At 42.2% G+C, this 19,420-nt stretch carries 22 protein-coding genes; 2 read left to right on the forward strand and 20 right to left on the reverse strand.

Annotation, left to right across the window (positions count from 1 at the left end; translation table 11 throughout):
- Window positions 1-16 precede the first annotated feature (16 nt).
- The 17 genes from mraY to BLR76_RS01550 form a co-directional block, all read right to left on the reverse strand.
- A complete protein-coding gene (gene mraY / locus BLR76_RS01470; RefSeq protein WP_425425688.1) occupies window positions 17-979 on the reverse strand; it encodes a phospho-N-acetylmuramoyl-pentapeptide-transferase in 963 nt (320 codons plus the stop codon).
- A gap of 20 nt (window positions 980-999) precedes the next feature.
- On the reverse strand, window positions 1,000-3,144 hold the full coding sequence (locus tag BLR76_RS01475) for a penicillin-binding protein (RefSeq protein WP_091264584.1): 2,145 nt from the start codon (window positions 3,142-3,144) through the stop codon (window positions 1,000-1,002).
- Window positions 3,141-3,521 (reverse strand): cell division protein FtsL, encoded by a 381-nt coding sequence (gene ftsL / locus BLR76_RS01480; RefSeq protein WP_091264587.1) that lies wholly within the window; start codon window positions 3,519-3,521, stop codon window positions 3,141-3,143. Before ftsL ends, BLR76_RS01475 begins: the two co-directional genes overlap by 4 nt.
- A gap of 40 nt (window positions 3,522-3,561) precedes the next feature.
- Entirely contained in the window at window positions 3,562-4,515 is a 954-nt protein-coding gene (gene rsmH, locus BLR76_RS01485; protein ID WP_091264589.1) for a 16S rRNA (cytosine(1402)-N(4))-methyltransferase RsmH, read from the reverse strand.
- Between the two features lie 15 nt (window positions 4,516-4,530).
- A complete protein-coding gene (gene mraZ, locus BLR76_RS01490; protein WP_091264592.1) occupies window positions 4,531-4,962 on the reverse strand; it encodes a division/cell wall cluster transcriptional repressor MraZ in 432 nt (143 codons plus the stop codon).
- A gap of 178 nt (window positions 4,963-5,140) precedes the next feature.
- Window positions 5,141-5,521, reverse strand: a complete 381-nt coding sequence (locus BLR76_RS01495) for a DUF3397 family protein (protein ID WP_091264594.1) — start codon at window positions 5,519-5,521, stop codon at window positions 5,141-5,143.
- Between the two features lie 103 nt (window positions 5,522-5,624).
- Window positions 5,625-5,804: a 50S ribosomal protein L32 gene (gene rpmF, locus BLR76_RS01500; RefSeq protein ID WP_091264598.1), complete on the reverse strand. Its 180-nt coding sequence runs from the start codon at window positions 5,802-5,804 to the stop codon at window positions 5,625-5,627.
- Window positions 5,805-5,849: 45 nt separating this feature from the next.
- Window positions 5,850-6,413, reverse strand: a complete 564-nt coding sequence (locus BLR76_RS01505) for a YceD family protein (RefSeq protein WP_091264600.1) — start codon at window positions 6,411-6,413, stop codon at window positions 5,850-5,852.
- Between the two features lie 105 nt (window positions 6,414-6,518).
- Window positions 6,519-7,724, reverse strand: a complete 1,206-nt coding sequence (locus tag BLR76_RS01510; RefSeq protein WP_091264603.1) for a nucleotidyltransferase — start codon at window positions 7,722-7,724, stop codon at window positions 6,519-6,521.
- Between the two features lie 9 nt (window positions 7,725-7,733).
- Complete coding sequence (locus tag BLR76_RS01515) at window positions 7,734-8,456, reverse strand: class I SAM-dependent DNA methyltransferase (RefSeq protein ID WP_091264605.1); 723 nt, start codon at window positions 8,454-8,456, stop codon at window positions 7,734-7,736.
- A complete protein-coding gene (rsfS, locus tag BLR76_RS01520; RefSeq protein ID WP_091264607.1) occupies window positions 8,456-8,815 on the reverse strand; it encodes a ribosome silencing factor in 360 nt (119 codons plus the stop codon). Before rsfS ends, BLR76_RS01515 begins: the two co-directional genes overlap by 1 nt.
- Complete coding sequence (gene yqeK / locus BLR76_RS01525) at window positions 8,796-9,428, reverse strand: bis(5'-nucleosyl)-tetraphosphatase (symmetrical) YqeK (RefSeq protein WP_091264609.1); 633 nt, start codon at window positions 9,426-9,428, stop codon at window positions 8,796-8,798. The genes rsfS and yqeK overlap by 20 nt, the downstream gene beginning before the upstream one ends.
- Window positions 9,418-10,059, reverse strand: coding sequence for a nicotinate-nucleotide adenylyltransferase (locus BLR76_RS01530; protein WP_245682995.1), 642 nt, complete (start codon window positions 10,057-10,059; stop codon window positions 9,418-9,420). The genes yqeK and BLR76_RS01530 overlap by 11 nt, the downstream gene beginning before the upstream one ends.
- Window positions 10,060-10,075: 16 nt before the next feature.
- Window positions 10,076-10,393 carry a ribosome assembly RNA-binding protein YhbY gene (yhbY, locus tag BLR76_RS01535; RefSeq protein ID WP_425425689.1) on the reverse strand — a complete coding sequence of 106 codons (318 nt, stop codon included), beginning with the start codon at window positions 10,391-10,393 and terminating at the stop codon, window positions 10,076-10,078.
- 11 nt (window positions 10,394-10,404) lie between these two features.
- Complete coding sequence (yqeH, locus tag BLR76_RS01540) at window positions 10,405-11,529, reverse strand: ribosome biogenesis GTPase YqeH (RefSeq protein WP_091264612.1); 1,125 nt, start codon at window positions 11,527-11,529, stop codon at window positions 10,405-10,407.
- Window positions 11,507-12,052, reverse strand: a complete 546-nt coding sequence (locus BLR76_RS01545) for a YqeG family HAD IIIA-type phosphatase (RefSeq protein WP_091264615.1) — start codon at window positions 12,050-12,052, stop codon at window positions 11,507-11,509. The genes yqeH and BLR76_RS01545 overlap by 23 nt, the downstream gene beginning before the upstream one ends.
- Window positions 12,053-12,143: 91 nt before the next feature.
- Window positions 12,144-12,395: a YkuJ family protein gene (locus BLR76_RS01550; protein WP_091264616.1), complete on the reverse strand. Its 252-nt coding sequence runs from the start codon at window positions 12,393-12,395 to the stop codon at window positions 12,144-12,146.
- 181 nt (window positions 12,396-12,576) lie between these two features.
- On the opposite strand from BLR76_RS01550, the gene BLR76_RS01555 reads away from it, so the two are divergent.
- Window positions 12,577-13,752, forward strand: a complete 1,176-nt coding sequence (locus BLR76_RS01555) for an aminotransferase class I/II-fold pyridoxal phosphate-dependent enzyme (RefSeq protein WP_091264619.1) — start codon at window positions 12,577-12,579, stop codon at window positions 13,750-13,752.
- Between the two features lie 168 nt (window positions 13,753-13,920).
- On the opposite strand, the gene BLR76_RS01560 is transcribed toward BLR76_RS01555, so the two are convergent.
- The 3 genes from BLR76_RS01560 to BLR76_RS01570 form a co-directional block, all read right to left on the reverse strand.
- Entirely contained in the window at window positions 13,921-14,784 is an 864-nt protein-coding gene (locus BLR76_RS01560) for an NAD(P)-dependent oxidoreductase (protein ID WP_091264620.1), read from the reverse strand.
- Between the two features lie 68 nt (window positions 14,785-14,852).
- Window positions 14,853-16,574 (reverse strand): phosphoenolpyruvate--protein phosphotransferase, encoded by a 1,722-nt coding sequence (gene ptsP, locus BLR76_RS01565; RefSeq protein WP_091264623.1) that lies wholly within the window; start codon window positions 16,572-16,574, stop codon window positions 14,853-14,855.
- Window positions 16,574-16,840 carry a phosphocarrier protein HPr gene (locus tag BLR76_RS01570; protein WP_091264625.1) on the reverse strand — a complete coding sequence of 89 codons (267 nt, stop codon included), beginning with the start codon at window positions 16,838-16,840 and terminating at the stop codon, window positions 16,574-16,576. The genes ptsP and BLR76_RS01570 overlap by 1 nt, the downstream gene beginning before the upstream one ends.
- Before the next feature lie 330 nt (window positions 16,841-17,170).
- Between BLR76_RS01570 and BLR76_RS01575 the strand changes: the two genes are divergently transcribed.
- Complete coding sequence (locus BLR76_RS01575; protein WP_091264627.1) at window positions 17,171-19,417, forward strand: ATP-dependent Clp protease ATP-binding subunit; 2,247 nt, start codon at window positions 17,171-17,173, stop codon at window positions 19,415-19,417.
- Window positions 19,418-19,420: the final 3 nt, after the last annotated feature.

A 19,420-nucleotide genomic window follows, 5' to 3' on the forward strand; every position in this document is an offset into this window, starting at 1 on the left:
TACCAGTTCCGGTTGTTTATATACTGATCAATGCCAGTATACTAGTGATCAGTGTGATAATAGAAGAAACGATAACTATTTTCCATTCGCCCCATCCGCTCATCTCAAAGTGATGATGAATCGGACTCATTTTAAAGATTCGTTTTCCTCTTAGCTTAAACGATCCAACTTGCAGCATTACACTTGCTGTTTCAATGACAAATACAAGCCCTATGAGCAGCAGCGTCCATTCCTGATCAAGAATGATGGATGCACCTGCAAGTCCTGCACCTAATGCGAGTGAGCCGACGTCTCCCATAAACACTTTTGCCGGTTTTTTATTAAAAATAAAGAATCCTATAAGCGCACCCACAACCGCTGCAGTAAAGACGGCTACTTCCCACTGTCCCTGCCAGACAGCAATTACAGTATATGCTCCGTAAGCAATCATTCCTGTCGTTGCAAGCAGACCATCAATTCCATCTGTCAGATTAGTCGCATTCGAAAACCCGACCAGCCAGAACAAGACGAAGAAAATATACAGCCATCCAATCGATAGACTTACATTAAAAGGTAAACTGATCGTCTGGATAGAAATCAGACTGCTGACCCCGAAATAGAAAAGAACTGCACCTGAAATTTGAGCGATAAGCTTCTGGAGACTGGTAAGTCCAAGATTTCTTTTCATGACGACTTTAATATAATCATCTATAAAGCCGATCAATGCAAATACGATAAAGATGAATACAAGTAAGGCTGTTAGCCAGAACTGCCCACCCACCAAGAATGAAAAAATTAACGAGGAAAGAACCACAGAGATAAGAATCGAGAGACCTCCCATTGTCGGTGTGCCCGACTTTGATTCATGCCAGGAAGGGCCTTCTTCTCTGGTTGTCTGCCCCAGCTGCTTTTTTTTGAAATAACTAATTACAGTCGGCATCAGGGAAGCAGCTATCAATCCACTGACTACCAACGTCATTACCAAATACACACTATCCACTTTTCTTGTCCACTCCTATGTCATTCTTGATTCGAAGCTAATTGTACCACTATTTCAGTTCCAGTTTCAATAAATGACCCGGCAGACATGTTCTGTGACGTCACAAAACCTTCACCTTCTACCGTGAGTGCTATCCCGGTGAGTTCTGCCAGTCTGTACAAATCATTTCTTGACCAGCCGGTAAGGTCCGGTAAGGTCATTGCACCATTTGTCAGAAGCAAAACTCGTTGAGTTTCATCTACCTGCATATCCTGTCTTGGAAACTGCTGAACAACTCGTTCTCCAGAGCCGATCAGGCTGTACGCATCACCATTTTCCTCCAGATACGCTATGGCATCCTGAGCTGGTTTTTCAACAAAGTCAGGCATGTCATTTGCATAACTATTTTCACTTTGCATATCGTCACCGGCAGAATAGTATTTAAGTGCCCTCTTCATCACCGGGTTGAATATTTTCTGGACAGCTTGACTGCCGTGAGAGATCGTATTCAGTTCAGGCTGCTGCACAGTCACATACAGAATCAATTCCGGATCATCAGCTGGCGCCATTCCGACTACTGAAAATACCTTATTATTTGGCCCGCTCAGATATCCGCCAGTTTCCGGATCTGCAATCTGAGCAGTTCCAGTCTTAGCTGCTATTTCAAAACCATCGATCTGGTACCCTCTAGCAGTTCCATACTCGCTGTAAACTGTTTCTTTAAGGTACTCCAATGTCTGAGCAGCTGTTTCAGGAGAAATGACCGGCTGTTTTTCTGAGCCCTCTGTCTGTTCTGATACAATGTGAGGTTCTACCATTGTCCCACCGTTAGTAAGAGCAGAAAAGGCTCTCAGCATCTGAACAGGAGTCACTGCAATCCCCTGACCGAAAGCAGTATTGATTTTCTGTAATGGTGACTCGTATGGATTACTTCCGTTCGACTCATTAGGCAAGTTTATACCTGTTCTAGTACCGAAGCCGAAGGCATCCAGATAGCTCTTCCATATATCATGCCCCATCTCTTCAACCTGATGAACGAATGATACGTTGCTGGAACGAGCCAGTCCTTCCAGGTGGGTAATTGTTCCCCATCCTTCGCGTCTGACATCACGAATCGTTCCTCCGCCGGCCTGAATCTGTCCCGAGCGGAAGTATTCATATGGTCTGAAGGTACCTTCCTGAATAGAAGCAGCCAGAGTCATTGCTTTTAAAGTTGATCCGGGCTCAAATGTATATTCAACCAGAAGATTCTGCCAGGATTGATCGATTCCTTCTTTTGTAGTGGCATTAAAAGTTGGACGTTGAGTTGTAGCCAGTATTTCTCCAGTTTTAGCATTCATCAGATTAGCCGTGATGTATTCCGGTTTGTGTTCCTGATCTACTTCTTCAACAATACTTTCAAGAAAAATCTGCATACGCCGGTCTATTGTAAGTGTAAGATCTTTGCCGTTTATCGGATCCACTTCTTCGATTTCCTGATCTGGAATTACATAACCAAAGAAATCACGCTGAAATTTTATCCATCCATTTTCACCACTTAAATGGTCATCATACTGTTTTTCCAGGCCCATGACTCCATGAAGCTGATCATCACTTTCATCTGTCACTTGAGCCAGTCCGATTGTATGTGAAGCAAATGTGCCATTGGGATAAAACCGGCTTCTGCTTTCATCAAATGTTATACCGGTCAGTTCATTTTCCGACAGATCGTCTCTAATCGCACTCATAGTTTCGAAAGTCAGATTGCTTCCAGCATTTCCGAACTCTACCTGCATACTGTCTTGAGTCAGTCGGGCATAAATGTCATCCTCATTCAGTGACAGATGAGTAGCAATAATTTCTGCAACAGCTCGAGGTTCTTCAATATGCTGGGGTCTGCTAGGTGATGACCATTCATCAGTAAGAATAGCTACCATCTTGTAGGTCGTTGCATCTGTTGCGATCGGATTACCGTTTCTGTCGAATATTGTCCCGCGGCGGGCCTGAAGCACATTATTTCGGGTATATAATTTTTCTACATTAAGACGAAGATCTTCCCCGTTTACTTCTCCTCTGACCATGATCCAGGTAAATCTCAGAAAAAGCGAAGCAAAGAGAACAAAACAGATCACATACATAAATATTGCGATCATTTTTCTATTGTGGAAAGGGTTGGTCTCGTTAACCTTTTTTTTCAACTGTTTCATCTGAATACATTCCTGATCTGTTCTTCGTTCATTTCCAGTCCATTTTCTATGGCGATGGAATAAACTCTGTCATATCTGGACAATTCCTGCACTTTCTGTTCAAAGTTTTCGTTTTCAATCTGAGTAACGACTGCCTGAGACTCGATATCCTGAATCGAACGATTGATCATAGATACCTGCATAGATAATGCAATATGTACAACTGCCAAACCGAATAGTATGACACCAAAAAAGCTGATGACTGCAGATTCAAGCCGCGTCAGTCCTTTCGTCTTCGGACTGGGTTCTCTTACCTTCTCCGGTTCCTGATTGATGCCAGGCTGATGCAGGGGCTGTTGGTTCATTTCATACTGTCTTGCTAAGTTATCATTCATCATGTGATCAATACTCCTTTCTTCAATATACCGTTTTATCTGTTCAGCTGTTTCTCTGTTTTTCTGCGATTCTTAGTTTTGCACTTCGAGACCGGTTATTCTCAGCCAGTTCCTCATCTCCAGGAATAATCGGCTTCCTGTTGATCAGCTTAAGTACCGGCTGCTCGTGATCAGGAATGACCGGAAGTCCTCTAGGTAGGTCCGGTAGCTTGGAGTAACTCTTGAACATCTGCTTGACAATGCGATCTTCCAGCGAATGGAATGTGATGACGCTGATCCGTCCGTTAATATTTAATAGATCGATTGCTGCTTCGAGCGAGTCTTCAAGTGCGCCCAGTTCATCATTGACAGCTATCCTGAGGGCCTGAAAGATTCGTTTGGCAGGATGCCCGCCTTTTCTTCTTGCCGGCGCCGGAATCGCTTCTTTAATCAGCTCAACCAGCTCCTGGGTTGTATTGATGGGTCTGTCTTTTCTTGTAGATTCAATCAGTCTTGCGATCTGTTTAGAGAATTTTTCTTCCCCGTATCTAAAAAATATTCTGACTAAGTCGTTGTACTCCCAATTATTGACAATATCATGAGCATTTAAGTCCTGTGACTGATCCATTCGCATATCAAGGCGTGCATCTTTGTGATAACTGAATCCCCGTTCAGTGATGTCCAGTTGAGGTGACGAAACACCCAGGTCATACATGATACCGTCAACTTTCTGGACCCCAAGTCCATTCAATGCTGATGCAATATTTCTGAAGTTAGTGTGGACAAACGTGATTTTCCCCTTATCCACCTCTTCTTTTAACAATTCTGCTGCATTATTAATTGCCGTAATATCCTGATCAAAAGAGTATAAATGTCCTCTCTCATCAAGTTTCTGAAGTATAAGCGACGAGTGTCCGGCTCCGCCTAGTGTACAGTCAACGTAGACACCGTCTGGACGTATATTCAGACCCTCAACGGTTTCATTAAGTAAAACTGTTTCATGTTCAAATAGTGTCATGTATATCCTCCGTTACTAAAAGCCAAAGTCGATCATTTCTTCCGCTATTTCTTCAAAAGACTGGTCAGCATCTTGAGAAAATGCTTCCCACTTCTCTTCACTCCAGATTTCAATCCTTTCTGATACACCAATGATATAGCAGGTCTTTTCCAGTACTGCATGATTGATCAGCGGACTCGGAAGGTTGATACGTCCTTGCTTATCCAGTGAACATTCAGTTGCAGCTGAATAAAGAAACCGTGTGAAGGTTCTTGATTCTTTCTTTGCCAGGGGAAGTTGCTTTAATTTATTTTCCAGCAAGGTCCATTCCTGCATGGGATAGCCAAAAAGGCAGCCATCCAGGCCACGGGTCACAATGAAACGCTCTCCCAGATCCTCACGGAACTTGGATGGGATGATCAGCCGACCTTTTGCATCAATATTATGCTTATATTCGCCTAATAACATTTCACTGCCCCCTCTCCCCACTTATAAGGCTAAGTCTACCACAATCCCCCACTTTCTACCACATCATTATACAAATAAAACACAATTGTAAAATAAAACTGGCAAAAAAAAAAAGCATCCGGAAAATATGACTGCCGTCATACTCTCGGATGCTTTGAGCTATTCTCTAAGTTGATACTTAAATAATGGCCAGATAAGTAATGAAGATGCCTATTGCAATATACCCAGTAAGAAGAATTAGGAACACATATCTCCACCAGATCCTGAAGAAAAAGTAAATGTTCAGTTCTTCTTTAACGAACGTTCTGAATGTGGCGATGATAATCCCCGTTAGAGACAGGACAATAATAATGTACGGAATGAAATTGATTTCAAAGTAAAGCTTCCCTAAAAAAAATAATAAAATCAGCATGTAAGGGATTAGCAGATCCACTACTTTGACGGGAATATTTACCAACCTGAACTGGCGGTTTATCTTTTTTGAAAACAGCAGGATAATGATTGGCAAAATATAAAATATAATTATAATCAAATCGACTGAACCATCAATGATGTCCACTTCCTATCCATTCATACGATTAACTATCAGAAAAAGCGTTCATGAGTTAACCCATAAACGCTTTTTTCTAAACTCTATATTGAGTCGATCGTGTATGCTACGATTAACTTTCTTTGCTTACTACCTCTTTACCTGCGTAAAATCCGCAAGATGGGCATACATGGTGGTTACGCTTCACTTCACCACAGTTTGGACAATCACTCATGTTTGGAAGGTCCAATTTGATATGAGTACGTCTTTTTGCTTTTCTGCTAGTAGATGTTCTTCTTTTAGGTACTGCCATTTTCCAACACACCTCCTTAAAAGGATTCGATTCCTGATTCAAATACTACTCATTGTCCTCTTTGAACAGATCTTTCAATGCGGCAAATCGGGGATCACCCTCACCATCATCAGCCAATCCTGGATGATCGTTATGGTCTTCCTCATCAATAACATGCCAGTCTTTTCCACTGGGCATCATGCCAGATTGACGCTCGTCCTCGGTAAAAACCTGAGTAGGTTTATTAGTTAAAATAGTATCTTCGATCGGTTTCTGCAAATCAAGAATGTCTTCAGATAATTCCTCGACCAGTTCATCCTCTGTAAATGATTCCAGTGATACAGATGATAGTGCCGGCAGATAAATTTCAGAAAATGGGATAGTCAACTGAACCTTGACGGGTTCCAGTGAACGTGACGAAGGCATTGTGAGAACCGTATCGAGTACGAGATCCACATAATAAACTTCATTTTTTTCATTTTCCAGTGTCCCTCTAATCTGTATTGGCTCAGCATAAAGGATTTCATTATCTCTATTTTTCAGTGATTCTGAGAAATCGACTGTCCCATCCAGTTTTAATGGCTGGTACTGATATCTTTTTAATTCGTTTAATGCCCATTTAGTTTTCAATGACTTCACCTCAGTGTTTGTCGGTTAGTTCTGCTAGGATAAAAAGCAGTCACTGCTGAGAACCTAGAGGGTAGACCTTGTACTTGGACAACAAAAATAATTATACTATTTTAGTCCATTATTGTCAATAAAATTAATTGGTTTCGTATAAAAATCTTGATGATTTATCTGCTCTTTATCAGCTAGACGATAAATATGTCCAGCCTTGATGTCCTGCTCAAAATTGGGTGCTGTTCTTTTATTAAGATTGGAAACCAATTTGATCGACCATTCATTTTTGTGCTTGCCAATATAACCTCGACCTGCTTCTGTAAATCCAAGAAGACGCACAGCTTCAATTCTCTTTTCTGCCATGTTTATAGCCTGTTTAGTATTGTTCAATAATATATGACAGCAGATACGCTGCAGGGACACCCAGGTCAACTGCCTAGTCTTAACAGATTCGATAAACTCCTTCATTGATACTGCATCGCTGATTTTCTCTTTCAAGCGGTACTCCAGTCCCTTCTCCATCAGATAGATCTGACTAAGGTCTTCAGTGCTTATCGCTGATAATCTGTAGTCAAGCAGACGAAACAGATTTTCCCATGATATAAGTGGGTGATTTTTCAGCACATCATACATTTCGGCCGGTACAAATGTTTCGACAGCCGTAAAGGCTTCTCGCTTCTCAAGCAGCGTTCTTCTAATAGCTGTTGCACTGGCTATACTGAATGAACTGTCAAGTTCATCATCATGATAGTGGCTGTTTTTTCTGGGAACAGTTTGGATGGACATGTCGTATCCATTCCTTCTTATTTCTTTAGCATACGCAAAACCAAGCATGTTGTTTGGTTGAGTGAGATCAAGTGGAAACTGACTGAAATAAGTGTTGATCACATCACTGAAATTCTGGGCATACGTCTGTTTCTGCTGATGCGCCTGTCTGAACAAGTCGTCCAGTTCAGCCTCATTTTCTAGATACAGGTCCGCAGCTTCTCCAAAAGCCTGACTATTCCCACTCTCACTTCCAAAACTGATCAGATCACAACCCAGACAGTTAAGGACCGATACAGCCCCTTCAGCAAAAAAATCAGCCGGCTGAACACTAAAGTCAGTCGGCAGTTCCACAACGATATCTGCTCCATTCATCAGTGCAGCTCGGGCTCTTGACCATTTGTCAACGATTGCCGGTTCCCCTCTCTGAAGGAAATTACCACTCATTACAACAATAATAATATCAGCTTTTAATTTTTTTCTAGTCTCTTCAAGATGATACTGGTGTCCGTTATGAAACGGATTATATTCAGCAACGATCCCACACACTCTCATCCTGTCACCTTACTTTCTGACTTCGAAAAACCATCGTTCACTATCTGATTCGACCGTATCAGTAAAATCAGCTGTTAGGTCGACTGTTCTAAATCCTGCTTTCTTCAGCAGCTGTATATATACTTCAACAGGATAGGTACGTTCTGAATGGACTTCTTCAAATCGCTCATATCGGCCTTCATCTGTTTCTACAAAAAATGTCAAATGATGATCGACTGACCCTTCATGCTCCCCTTCGTAACTGTCCCATAAAAAGACGATATCATCAACTTCTGCATGGAAGGAAAATTCCTGAAAGAGCTCCATTTTATGAAGAGAATGTACATCGAATAAAAAGACCCCTTCATCAGAAAGAACCGAGTAGACTTCTTTAAAAACCTTAGCGAGAGATGCTTCATCTTCCATATAACACAGTGCATCACTGTAGCAGATGACACTATCATACTGAGGGAGCTCTGAGAGTTCTTTCATGTCCCCTTGAAGAAGAGGGAAAAAGACTTTGCTTTCAGTCTGCCTGTCGTAAGCCAGGCTTAGCATCTCTTCAGACAGATCAAGACCTGTCAGGTCATAACCCGACTCTTTGAGCATAATACCCAGGATTCCTGTTCCACAGCCCAGCTCAAGCATTGTCCGATTCTCTGATACATGTTTTTTAGTATACTCCAGCCACTTGCCATACAGACTATCGTCCATGAGCTGATCGTATACTTTAGCAAACCAGTTGTAGCTCATTAGCTCAGCCAGCCGCTGACGTCGACCCGCTCAGCATCAGACCAAAGTCTCTCCAGTTTGTAAAACTCTCGCTCTTCTTCATTAAATAGATGTATGATTACATCTCCTAAGTCAATCAGGATCCATTTCCCCTGGTCCTTACCTTCCACTCGTTTAACAGGCTGCTGATTCTTTTCAGCCGCCTCCAGTATACTTTGGGCAATTGCATCAAGCTGACGATTGTTGTTGGCGTGCATGATTACAAAATAGTCTGCTAGAAGTGATACTTCTTTCATATCCAATGCCAGTATTTCCTGAGCCAATTTATCATCAGCTGATTTTACTACATACTCTAATAGTTCAATAGACGAACGGGTCATCTTGCTCCTCCTTATTTTTTACGCCCCAGGCATTGTAGGTTTCGATTGCCTTCGGATATATTTTTGCCTTGCGTTTAATCAGATTTTTCAATGTGTACCTGGAAATGTAAGCTATCGTCGACTCAAGGTCGGTCTTTGAAAGCTGACGCGCTTCTTCCACACCATTGAAAGACCGGTTAGGTTCGATGAAATCTGCGATATAGATGATCTGCGCCACGATATCCATTCGTGGTGAACCGATCGTATGGTATTTTATTGCATCCAGTATCTCTTCATCATCTAAATGATACTCATTTTTCATCAGAACAGCTCCAACCGGCCCGTGCCAGATATTACTTCCAAACTGAAGCATTTCCAGATCCAGATTTTCACTAATTATCAGATCACGCATTTCTTCATCCGGTTTTTCTTTAGCATAGTCATGAGCCAGCGCCGCTATACTGACTTTCTCCTTGTCAGCATTATAAATATCGGCTAGTTTCAATGCTGTTTTTTCAACTCTCAAGACGTGCTTGAACCGTCTTTTACTGAGCGTTTTTTCCATCAGTTCGATAAGTTCGGCTCTTGAAAGATCAAGGTAGTTCTGAGAATAAATCGGTTTGTTAGTTTTCATCTTTATATAGTCCTTCGCTTTCGATATACTTCTCGGTTTCAGCCGTGACTAGATACTTGATCGAACACCCGTCTCTCACCTTCTGGCGGATCATACTCGAGCTGATATCCACATCAGGCACGTCCACCATGATCACAGGGTACGCGGACTCGGTCTGATAGTTGGGGCGGTTCACGGCAACAAACTGAACGAGCTGAATAAGTTCATCTATTTTATGCCAGTTTGGCAGATCTTCGACCATATCTGCTCCTATGATAAAGTAGAATTCTGTATCCGGATGCTTCTCTTTAAGTAGTCTCATCGTATCATAAGTGTAACTCTTGCCTTTTCTTTCTATTTCACTTAAATCGATGTCAAACTGGTCATTGTCTGACAGTGAACGTTCAAGCATGTTTACTCTGTGTACATGATCGATTGTCTGTTTCGACTGCTTATGAGGAGGTTCATATGATGGCATGAACAGGATAGTATCCAGGTCAAGCTGATCCCTCACATGTTCTGCTATGATCAGATGCCCTAGATGAGGAGGATTAAAAGTCCCTCCAAGTATGCCGATTTTTTTATCAGGAATTGACTGTAATAGTTCAGTGAGCACTTCGGGTTCAATGATTTTGGAAACGTTATGACTCACTTGTTTACACCTGCCTTTAATTTGATCTTGGTAGTCTGGAAGAGAAGTGCTGATATTTTTCTTCTTCTGCCCGCTTGTACAGCACTAAAACTCTCCCTATCGTCTGAACGACAGTAATATCTGATTCTTCTTCGATTAGCTCTTTTGCCTCTTTGGTGGTCCAGTCAGTATTCTGCAGCAGCTGGACTTTCATCAGTTCTTTATTTTCTAGAGAATCTTCAAATTCTCTTATCATTTCAACAGTCAGCCCGTTTTTTCCAATCTGAAACAGGGGTGACATATCATGTGCTTCTGCTCTCAAGAAGCGTTTCTGCTTGCCTGTTAATTTCATCATTGTCCTTCTTTCTAAATTAATTGCTTTCTGATCAGTACGTCAACACCCTCAGGGGCCCATGCCGCAATCTTTGTATCTGCTTGATCGATGGAAATCCAGCCTAAGCCAGAGAATACAATATCAGAAGGCGCAGAGGTGACGAACTCGTATCGCTTCATACCGGTTATCCTACTATCCTTTGAAGGGGGAGTTAGCAGTTCCCCTTTCTGGCTGGAGTATAGCTCATCAGCTTTTTCAGTTTTCGTTCTGTGTATATACAAGTCGTTAGCAAAGTAACTGACAAATGGCTGCTTCTTATTACCGGAAATATAATCAAAGCGTGCCAGACCGGCAATGAAGAGCGTCTGATTTTCATTCAGTTGATAACTTTTCGGCTTAATTTCTTTTCTTGGTGTGATTTCCTTGATGTCTTTCGCTGATAGATAATACGACAGCTGACCAGGCTGGATCACTCCAGGGGTATCGACCAGCATCCGTTCGTCATCGAGAGGGATTTCAATTTTACCAAGTGTAGTACCTGGAAAATATGAAGTCGTCACGACATCTGATTCATCTGTTGCCAGATTGATGATCTGATTTACTAGCGTGGATTTTCCGACATTAGTGGTTCCTACGATGTAGACATCTTTTCCTTTTCTTGCTTTTTCGATATGTCCCATCAGGTCCATAACATGCTCTTTACTGAGTGCACTGATCAGATGGACGCTATCCGGTCTGATTCCGACCAGGTGGGCCTGTTCAGTTATCCACTGTCTCATTTTAGAGTGCTTCAAGGACTTTGGCAGGAGATCGACTTTATTTCCTACAATCATCAATGGATTTTGTCCAGCAAATCTTTGTATGCCCGATATAATACTTCCATTAAAGTCAAAAATGTCCACCAAGTTAACGATAAGCGCATCTTTTTGGCTTAATTCATGAAGCATATTAAGAAAATCATCGTCTGTCAACTCTACATCCTGAACCTCGTTGTAATGTCTCAGTCGAAAACATCGCTTACAATAGACAGCTTCATCTTGTGCTGCTTTTTCTAGAGTCTTAGTTGGTGCGAAACCGGATTTTGATTCATCTTTATCCTGGAGTTCTGCTCCACAGCCTATACAATGAAGCGAGTCATTTTGTTCTATTTCTGTCATGTAAACTTCCTCTCCATTTCATATCCGGGTCTTTCTCAATCAGATAATTCATGATTTTCAATTCCACGAACCGGTTCAGTCGGGTATTCCAGGCATCGGAGTCAAGAATAGGTTTCACGAGAACACTTCTGATACCTGCATGATTGGCTCCTTTTATATCGGTAATGATCTGATCTCCCACCATCATTACTTCACTTTTATCCAGTTTAAATTCCTTAAGGGCTTTTTTAAACCCCCGCTGGAAAGGTTTGAGGGCATTTGGAACAAATTCAAGATCAAGGATACCAGCCACTTTTCCCACTCTTTTTCGTGTATTATTAGACAGGATGATGACCTCAATATCATTTTCCTTCATCAGTTTAATCCATCCAATCGTTTCTTCCGTTGCCTCAGGATTGTTCCAGGCAATGAGCGTATTGTCCAGATCGGTTAGAACGGCTTTTATCCCCGCATTTTTTAACTGTTCAGGGGTGATCTGATAGATCGTTTCGACCATCCAAGTTGGCTTAAAACTATTAAGCATCAACTTCCTCCTATTCTGTACTATCTTTTTTTACAAAGGGGTTCAATCTAAAAAAAAGGAAGCACACAAAGCACTTCCTTTTGTGCACTTCTTAGTCTTCTGTAGACGTTGTAGGTTGAACAAGTTCGAGTATTTCGACAGCAACATAATCAATATTATCAAACTCATAGGTCTGCTGGCTTGTACGGTCTTCAAGCTCGAACATATTGGATTTGCTGTCATATCTAACGATACACTGCTCCTTGCCGTCTCTTTCGAAACGTCTTACCTGCACCTCGTCAGACTGATCTTCACGCATCGCATCCAAGCGACGGATAATTGGTATCAGTTGGGATGGTTTCATAGACTTTCCCCTTCCTACTTCTATTCTTCTTCACTCATCTATTTTACCAGAATTTGTTGTAAATTACAGTAATTGTCTCAGGTTTTACTAAATTCCCCGAAGTCCTCCCTCAACTATTTAAAAATCTCTCTTCAATTCTGTTTATTAAAACTGTATGATAAACTAATAAGTAAAAAAAAGGATGATAATTATGACCAATTCACTTTTCAATCAGGAAGTATTAAAAGCTGAAATATCACAGATCAGACAGTTCGATGAACAAGTCTCTGAATTCGGCGAACTGATTCGACTGACCCTGGGGCAACCTGACTTCCCTACCCCTTCACATGTAAAGGAAGCAGCGAAGCGGGCAATCGATGAAGATTTCTCTTTTTACACGCAAACTGCTGGATACCATCTCCTACGAGAAGCTGCTGCGGCTTTTGTTAATGAAAAGTACCGTCTGGATTATAACCCAGACTCAGAGATTATCGCAACAGTTGGTGCAACAGAGGCACTCGCTGCCAGCCTTCTGACTCTCCTTAACCCAGGAGACAAGGTAATTATTCCATCTCCGTTTTTCACTCTTTATGAATCTCTGGTCAGATACGCTAAAGCGGAACCTATATTCATCGACACATCTGATACCGGATTTATTATCGATCCTGATATATTAGAAAAAACCATGGAAGAACATAGAGATTCACTGAAAGCCGTTATTTTCAACTACCCCAATAACCCTACCGGGACCACTTGGGACAAAGAGACGGTATTGAAAATCGCTGACCTGTTCGGTCGTTTCCCGGAAGTCATTGCCATCAGTGATGAAATTTACAGCGAAATAGTCTATGACGCACCCTTTGTTTCTCTGGGAGAGCACTTACGTGAACAGACGATCGTCATTAACGGCCTGTCAAAATCCCATGCTATGACTGGGTGGAGACTTGGACTCATTTTTGCACCTGAGTACCTGGCTGAACAGATAGTAAAAACTCATCAGTCCCTCGTAACCAGTGCATCTAGCATCACACAGTTTGCTGGCATAGAAGCCCTTACTGTAGGAAAAGATGATGCCCTGCCTATGCGAGACCAGTACCTTAAACGCCGGGATGTTGTGATAGAAAGCCTGTCTGCTCTCGGTTTTGAAATTGCTGAACCTACTGGAGCCTTTTATGTATTTGCTAAAGTGCCGGAAAGACTTAGACAGAACAGTTATGACTTCTGCTACGATCTGGCGAAGGAAACTAAAGTAGCGATTATTCCAGGAAGTGCATTCGGGGATGCAGGAGAAGGATATGTCAGACTAAGTTATGCAGCCAGTCTTGACAATATCCAGACAGCTATGGACCGTATTGCCAGGTACATGGAAAATAAGTAAGCAGCACTACTGGAACACATCCCGTTTCAGATAACCTTCAGGCTTTTAAAACAGTAATAGCTAATCACACGGTAGATTCACTTAACACATAAAAAGAGGAGTCATACTGAGGTTATCTTCAGGATGACTCCTCTTTTTGTACTTATCAGACTAAGCATATAATCTGTCCTATCCCCACCAGAGCCTGATCAGGGCCTGGGTACCCTCATCTTCATATCCATTCTCTGCAAGCTGATCGTATAACGCTTTTGCTTTAGCTGTGGCTGGTAACTTAAGCTTCATTTTATCAGCTTCCTGAAGTGCAATATTGAGGTCTTTGATAAAATGCTTGACGAAAAAGCCTGGGGTATAGTCTTCCTTAATAATTCTTGGCGCATAGTTCTCAAGTGACCAGTTGGCTGCCGCGCCCCCACTAAGAGTTTTAACTACCTTATCCAAATCAAGTTCGGCTTTTTCTGCATAGGCCAGCATTTCAGTCATCCCAGTCATCGTGCCTGCTACCATAATCTGATTAGCCATTTTGGTATGCTGACCGCTACCCGCCGGTCCATGATGTTCAAGTGATTTCGAAAAGAGTTCAAGAACTGGCCTGCAAGACTCAAACACTTCTGACTCCCCACCAATCATGATGGTCAGCGTGCCATTCCTTGCGCCCAGGTCTCCGCCGGACACCGGAGCATCCAGCGCCTGCCCACCAGCCTTCACAGCAGAGCTGTATATTTTTTCTGCTAAAGAAGGCGTACTGGTTGTCAAATCGACTGCCATTCTGTTGCTGAAATCCGTCTGAAAGATTCCATCATTCCCATAATAGACCTCTTCTACATCACGAGGGTACCCTACCATAGTAAAAATCAGCTCTGACTCACGCGCCACCTCGGCTGGTGTATCCTTCCAGCTTGCTCCAAGTCTGATCAGATTCTCAGCTTTTGATTTTGTACGATTGTAGACGGCGACATCATACCCTGCATTAAGTAAATGTTTCACGATCGACTGTCCCATGACTCCTGTACCGATAAACCCTATCTTTTTCATCAAGTAGCCTCCTCTTTTATGTATACCAAAACAGACTGGGTCAGGTTAAGGCCCAGTCTGTTTATCGATTATGATACGTATTGATCGACCAATGCCATCACTTCTTCAGAAGTGGTGCATTCTGTCAGAGCTTTATCAGCTAGTTCTTTCATTTCAGCTGTATCAAGCTTTCTCAATAGGCTTCTAATTTTCAGAATACTCGTCGCACTCATTGAAAACTCATCCAGTCCGAGTCCCACAAGTAGTGGTACAGCGATCTGATCTCCTGCCATTTCTCCACACATTCCGGCCCATTTGCCTTCACTGTGCGCAGCATCGATTACACCTTTAATTAGGCGAAGGATCGATGGATTATATGGCTGGTATAAATAAGAGACGCGTTCATTCATACGGTCTGCTGCCATAGTGTATTGGATCAGGTCGTTCGTTCCGATACTGAAAAAGTCTACTTCTTTAGCAAACTGATCAGCCAGCACTGCTGCTGCCGGAATTTCGATCATGATTCCCACTTCAATCGAATCAGATACCTCAGTACCTTCTTCAATCAATTTAGCTTTTTCTTCTTCCAAAATGGCTTTCGCAGCTCTAAACTCAGGTAAAGTCGCAATCATAGGGAACATGATGCGAAGTGTGCCGTGAACTGAAGCTCTTAACAAGGCTCTCAATTGCGTACGGAATACACTATCCTGGTCCAGACTCACACGAATTGCACGGTAACCTAGGAACGGGTTCATTTCTACAGGCAATTCAAGATACGGCAATTCTTTATCTCCGCCGATATCCATTGTTCTGACAACGACGGGCTTATCGCCCATACCTTCCAGAACTTTTTTGTAAGCATCGTATTGCTCATCTTCAGATGGTAGTTCAGCAGAATCCATATAAAGGAATTCGGTACGATAAAGTCCGATCGCTTCCCCACCATTATTGTTCACCCCTTCAAGATCTTTGGGTGTCCCGATATTGGCAGCCAATTCTACGTGCTTTCCATCTTTGGTCAGACTAGGCTCATCTTTAAGACGATCCCAATCTGCTTTCAGCTGAGCAAACTCTTCAGCTTTTTTGTCGAAAGAAGAAATATCTTCCTCGGAAGGATTGATTATTACTTCTCCTTCCATTCCGTCAACAATTAAATAATCATCTTCTTTAACGAGTTCTGTAATGTTCTTTGTTCCCACAATGGCAGGAATCTCAAGAGAACGGGCCATGATTGCTGAGTGAGAAGTTCTACCTCCGATATCAGTTACAAAGGCTTTTACATACTTCTTATTTAACTGGGCAGTATCACTAGGTGTAAGATCTTCAGCAATGATTATGACTTCTTCATCTATAGTAGCTGGAGAAGGCAGAGTCACGTTCAGCAAACGAGCTAGTACTCGTTTTCTAACATCTTTGATATCTGCTGCACGTTCCTGCATATAAGCATTGTCTTCCATGCCTTCAAACATAGCGATGAATGTATCCGTCACTTGTTTGAAAGCAAAATCTGCATTGACTTTGTCGTTATCGATTACAGCATGTGTCTGATCAATCAGATCAGGATCAGACAATACCATGACGTGAGCATCAAAGACTTGTGCTTCTTCTTCACCTAAAGCTTCAGCGGCTATGCTGCGGATCTTGCCCAGCTGCTCTTTAGACTCATCGATTGCTTTAGTCAGACGGTCTTTTTCGGCACCCGTGTCAGTAACACTTGTTTTTTCAACAGTTAAATCAGGCTCGATAAGTAAGTAGGCTTTAGCTTGAGCAATTCCATCGCTCGCTGCAATTCCAGATACTTGTGAGGTCATTATTCAGCCATTCCCTCATTCTTGATTGTCTGATCGATTCCTTCGATCGCTTCTTTTTCGTCTGCACCTTCAGCAGTAATAGAAACGTCAGCACCTTTACCAACACCTAGAGACATAACGCCCATGATTGATTTCAGATTAACAGATTTTCCTTTATATTCTAAAGTGATATCTGAGTTGTATTTGCTCGCTGCCTGAACCAGTAAAGTTGCTGGTCTAGCGTGAATCCCTGTTTCTGCAGTTACGTTGTATTCTCTTTTTTCCATTATGAATTCTCCTTTAATAGTAGATAGTATGGTAGAAATGAGCATTATGAGAGCGCTTCATGAACATTCGGTCGCTGCACCAACATGTTCCAAGCTTATCATACTACCCTTTCTTCCATTACAGATTACCATTTTTTTCCTATACCTACAACTATTTTTTACTAAATCTCATTTATCACTTGAAAGTCAGTAATGGTCAGAGTATAATTAATTATAGAAAGGTCAGTAATGGTCAAGAAGATAGTGCTTCTAGTAAGCATATCAACTGACTTTTATCCACTATAATATTAGTATAATGAGATTATCATCTAGGAAAGGAAGGTCTTGAATATGATATGTCAACGTTGTATGGAACGTAACGCAACAATACACTTAACTACAAGTATCAATGGTCAGAAACGAGAAATCGATATTTGTCAGAAATGTTATAGGGAAATCAAACAGCAGGAGCAGCAAGGGCGCATGAACCAGGGTAATCAGGGTGATCCGTTTGGTTTCAATCAATTTGATGATTTTTTCAAAGCTCTTTCAAGAGGAATGGGCCCTCAGAATCAAGGTCAGACTCCTCCTTCTGAACCACAGCATTTCAGAGGAAATAACCAGCCTCCTAGCAATGGGGGCCGAGGCGGTCTTCTCAGTGAGTATGGCGTCAATTTAACACAGATGGCAAGAGAAGGGAAAATCGATCCAGTCATCGGTCGCGACAGGGAAATCGAACGCGTCATCGAAATTTTAAATAGACGTACAAAAAACAACCCGGTACTGACTGGAGAAGCTGGAGTAGGTAAAACAGCTATCGTCGAAGGACTAGCTCTGAAGATCACTGAAGGCGATATCCCTCAGAAACTTCAAGATAAAGAGGTTATCCGTTTAGATGTCGTCTCTCTCGTTCAAGGAACGGGGATCAGAGGTCAATTTGAAGAGCGTATGCAGCAATTGATGAACGAACTGAAGGAAAATGATAATATCATTCTCTTCATTGATGAGGTACATGAGATTGTCGGTGCTGGTTCAGCTGACGGAAGCAGTATGGATGCTGGAAATATACTGAAACCTGCACTAGCCAGAGGCGAACTTCAGATGATTGGTGCAACGACAATGAATGAATACCGCAAAATCGAGAAGGATCCGGCCCTTGAGCGTCGTCTCCAGCCAGTTCGAGTCAATGAGCCGTCTTTAGATGAAACTCTGACTATTCTGAAAGGTATTCAGAAGCAATATGAAGATTACCATCACGTAAGATATACAGACAAAGCGATCAAAGCCGCGGTCGAGCTATCACATCGCTATATACAAGATCGATTCCTTCCGGACAAAGCTATTGACTTACTCGATGAATCAGGATCCAAGAAAAATTTGACGATACAAACAGTTGATCCTGCTTCACTGGAAGAAAAGATCAAGGAAGCTGAGAAGCTCAAGCAGGAAGCTCTTGAGCAGGAAGATTACGAGAAGGCAGCTTATTATCGGGATCAGTCCGCTAAATACAAAGATATGATCAATCAGCAGATGCCAGAATCTGATCTGCCTGAGGTAACAGAACAGGACATCATCAACATCATTGAAATCAAAACTGGCATTCCAGTTGGTGAGCTGAAAGAGAAAGAACAGAAACAGCTGAAAGATCTAGAACAATCTCTTAAAAAACATGTTGTTGGACAGGATGAAGCTGTTACAAAAGTAGCAAAAGCTATCAGAAGAAATCGCATCGGCTTGAGAAAGAAAAACCGTCCGATCGGCTCCTTTATGTTTGTTGGTCCTACAGGTGTCGGTAAGACTGAACTGGCCAAATCACTGGCTCTTGAACTGTTTGGAAGTAAAGATTCCTATATCCGTTTAGACATGAGTGAGTATATGGAAAAACACAGCACATCCAAATTGATCGGCTCTCCTCCTGGTTATGTCGGTTATGAAGAAGCGGGTCAGCTGACGGAAAAAGTCAGAAGAAACCCTTACAGCCTTATCCTCGTGGATGAAGTCGAAAAAGCACACCCAGATGTGCTTAACATGTTCCTGCAGATTCTTGACGATGGGCGACTGACTGATGCTCAAGGACGTACAGTTAACTTTAAAGAAACAATTATCATCATGACCAGTAATGCTGGTACGACAAATGTCGAATCAAGCGTTGGGTTCGGGGCCCAGATGAACGGCGATCAGCATTCGATCCTGAACCACCTGGGAGACTACTTTAAACCTGAATTTCTTAACCGATTCGACGGCATCGTCGAGTTCCATCCACTATCCAAAGAAAATCTTCTGGATATTATCGAGTTGATGCTGGAAGATGTCAATGAGGCTATTCGCCAGCATGACATCACACTCACTATAGACCAGTCTGCAAAAGAGAAACTAGTCGATCTTGGATATGACCCTAAAATGGGTGCACGACCGTTACGTCGTGTGATCGAAGAGCAAATCGAGGATAAAATTGCAGAATTTTATCTGAACCATCCAGAACCTGGTCACATCATCGCAACGGTAGATGACGAAGGTAATATTCAGATCCGTAGAGAAAACAGCACACAACCATCCCCTTCCGAAAATGATTCTGAAGAATCAGACAACACTGAGTAAATT

The sequence above is a fragment of the Alkalibacterium thalassium genome (assembly GCF_900101165.1).
In the GTDB taxonomy this organism is placed as follows: Bacteria; Bacillota; Bacilli; order Lactobacillales; family Carnobacteriaceae_A; genus Alkalibacterium; species Alkalibacterium indicireducens.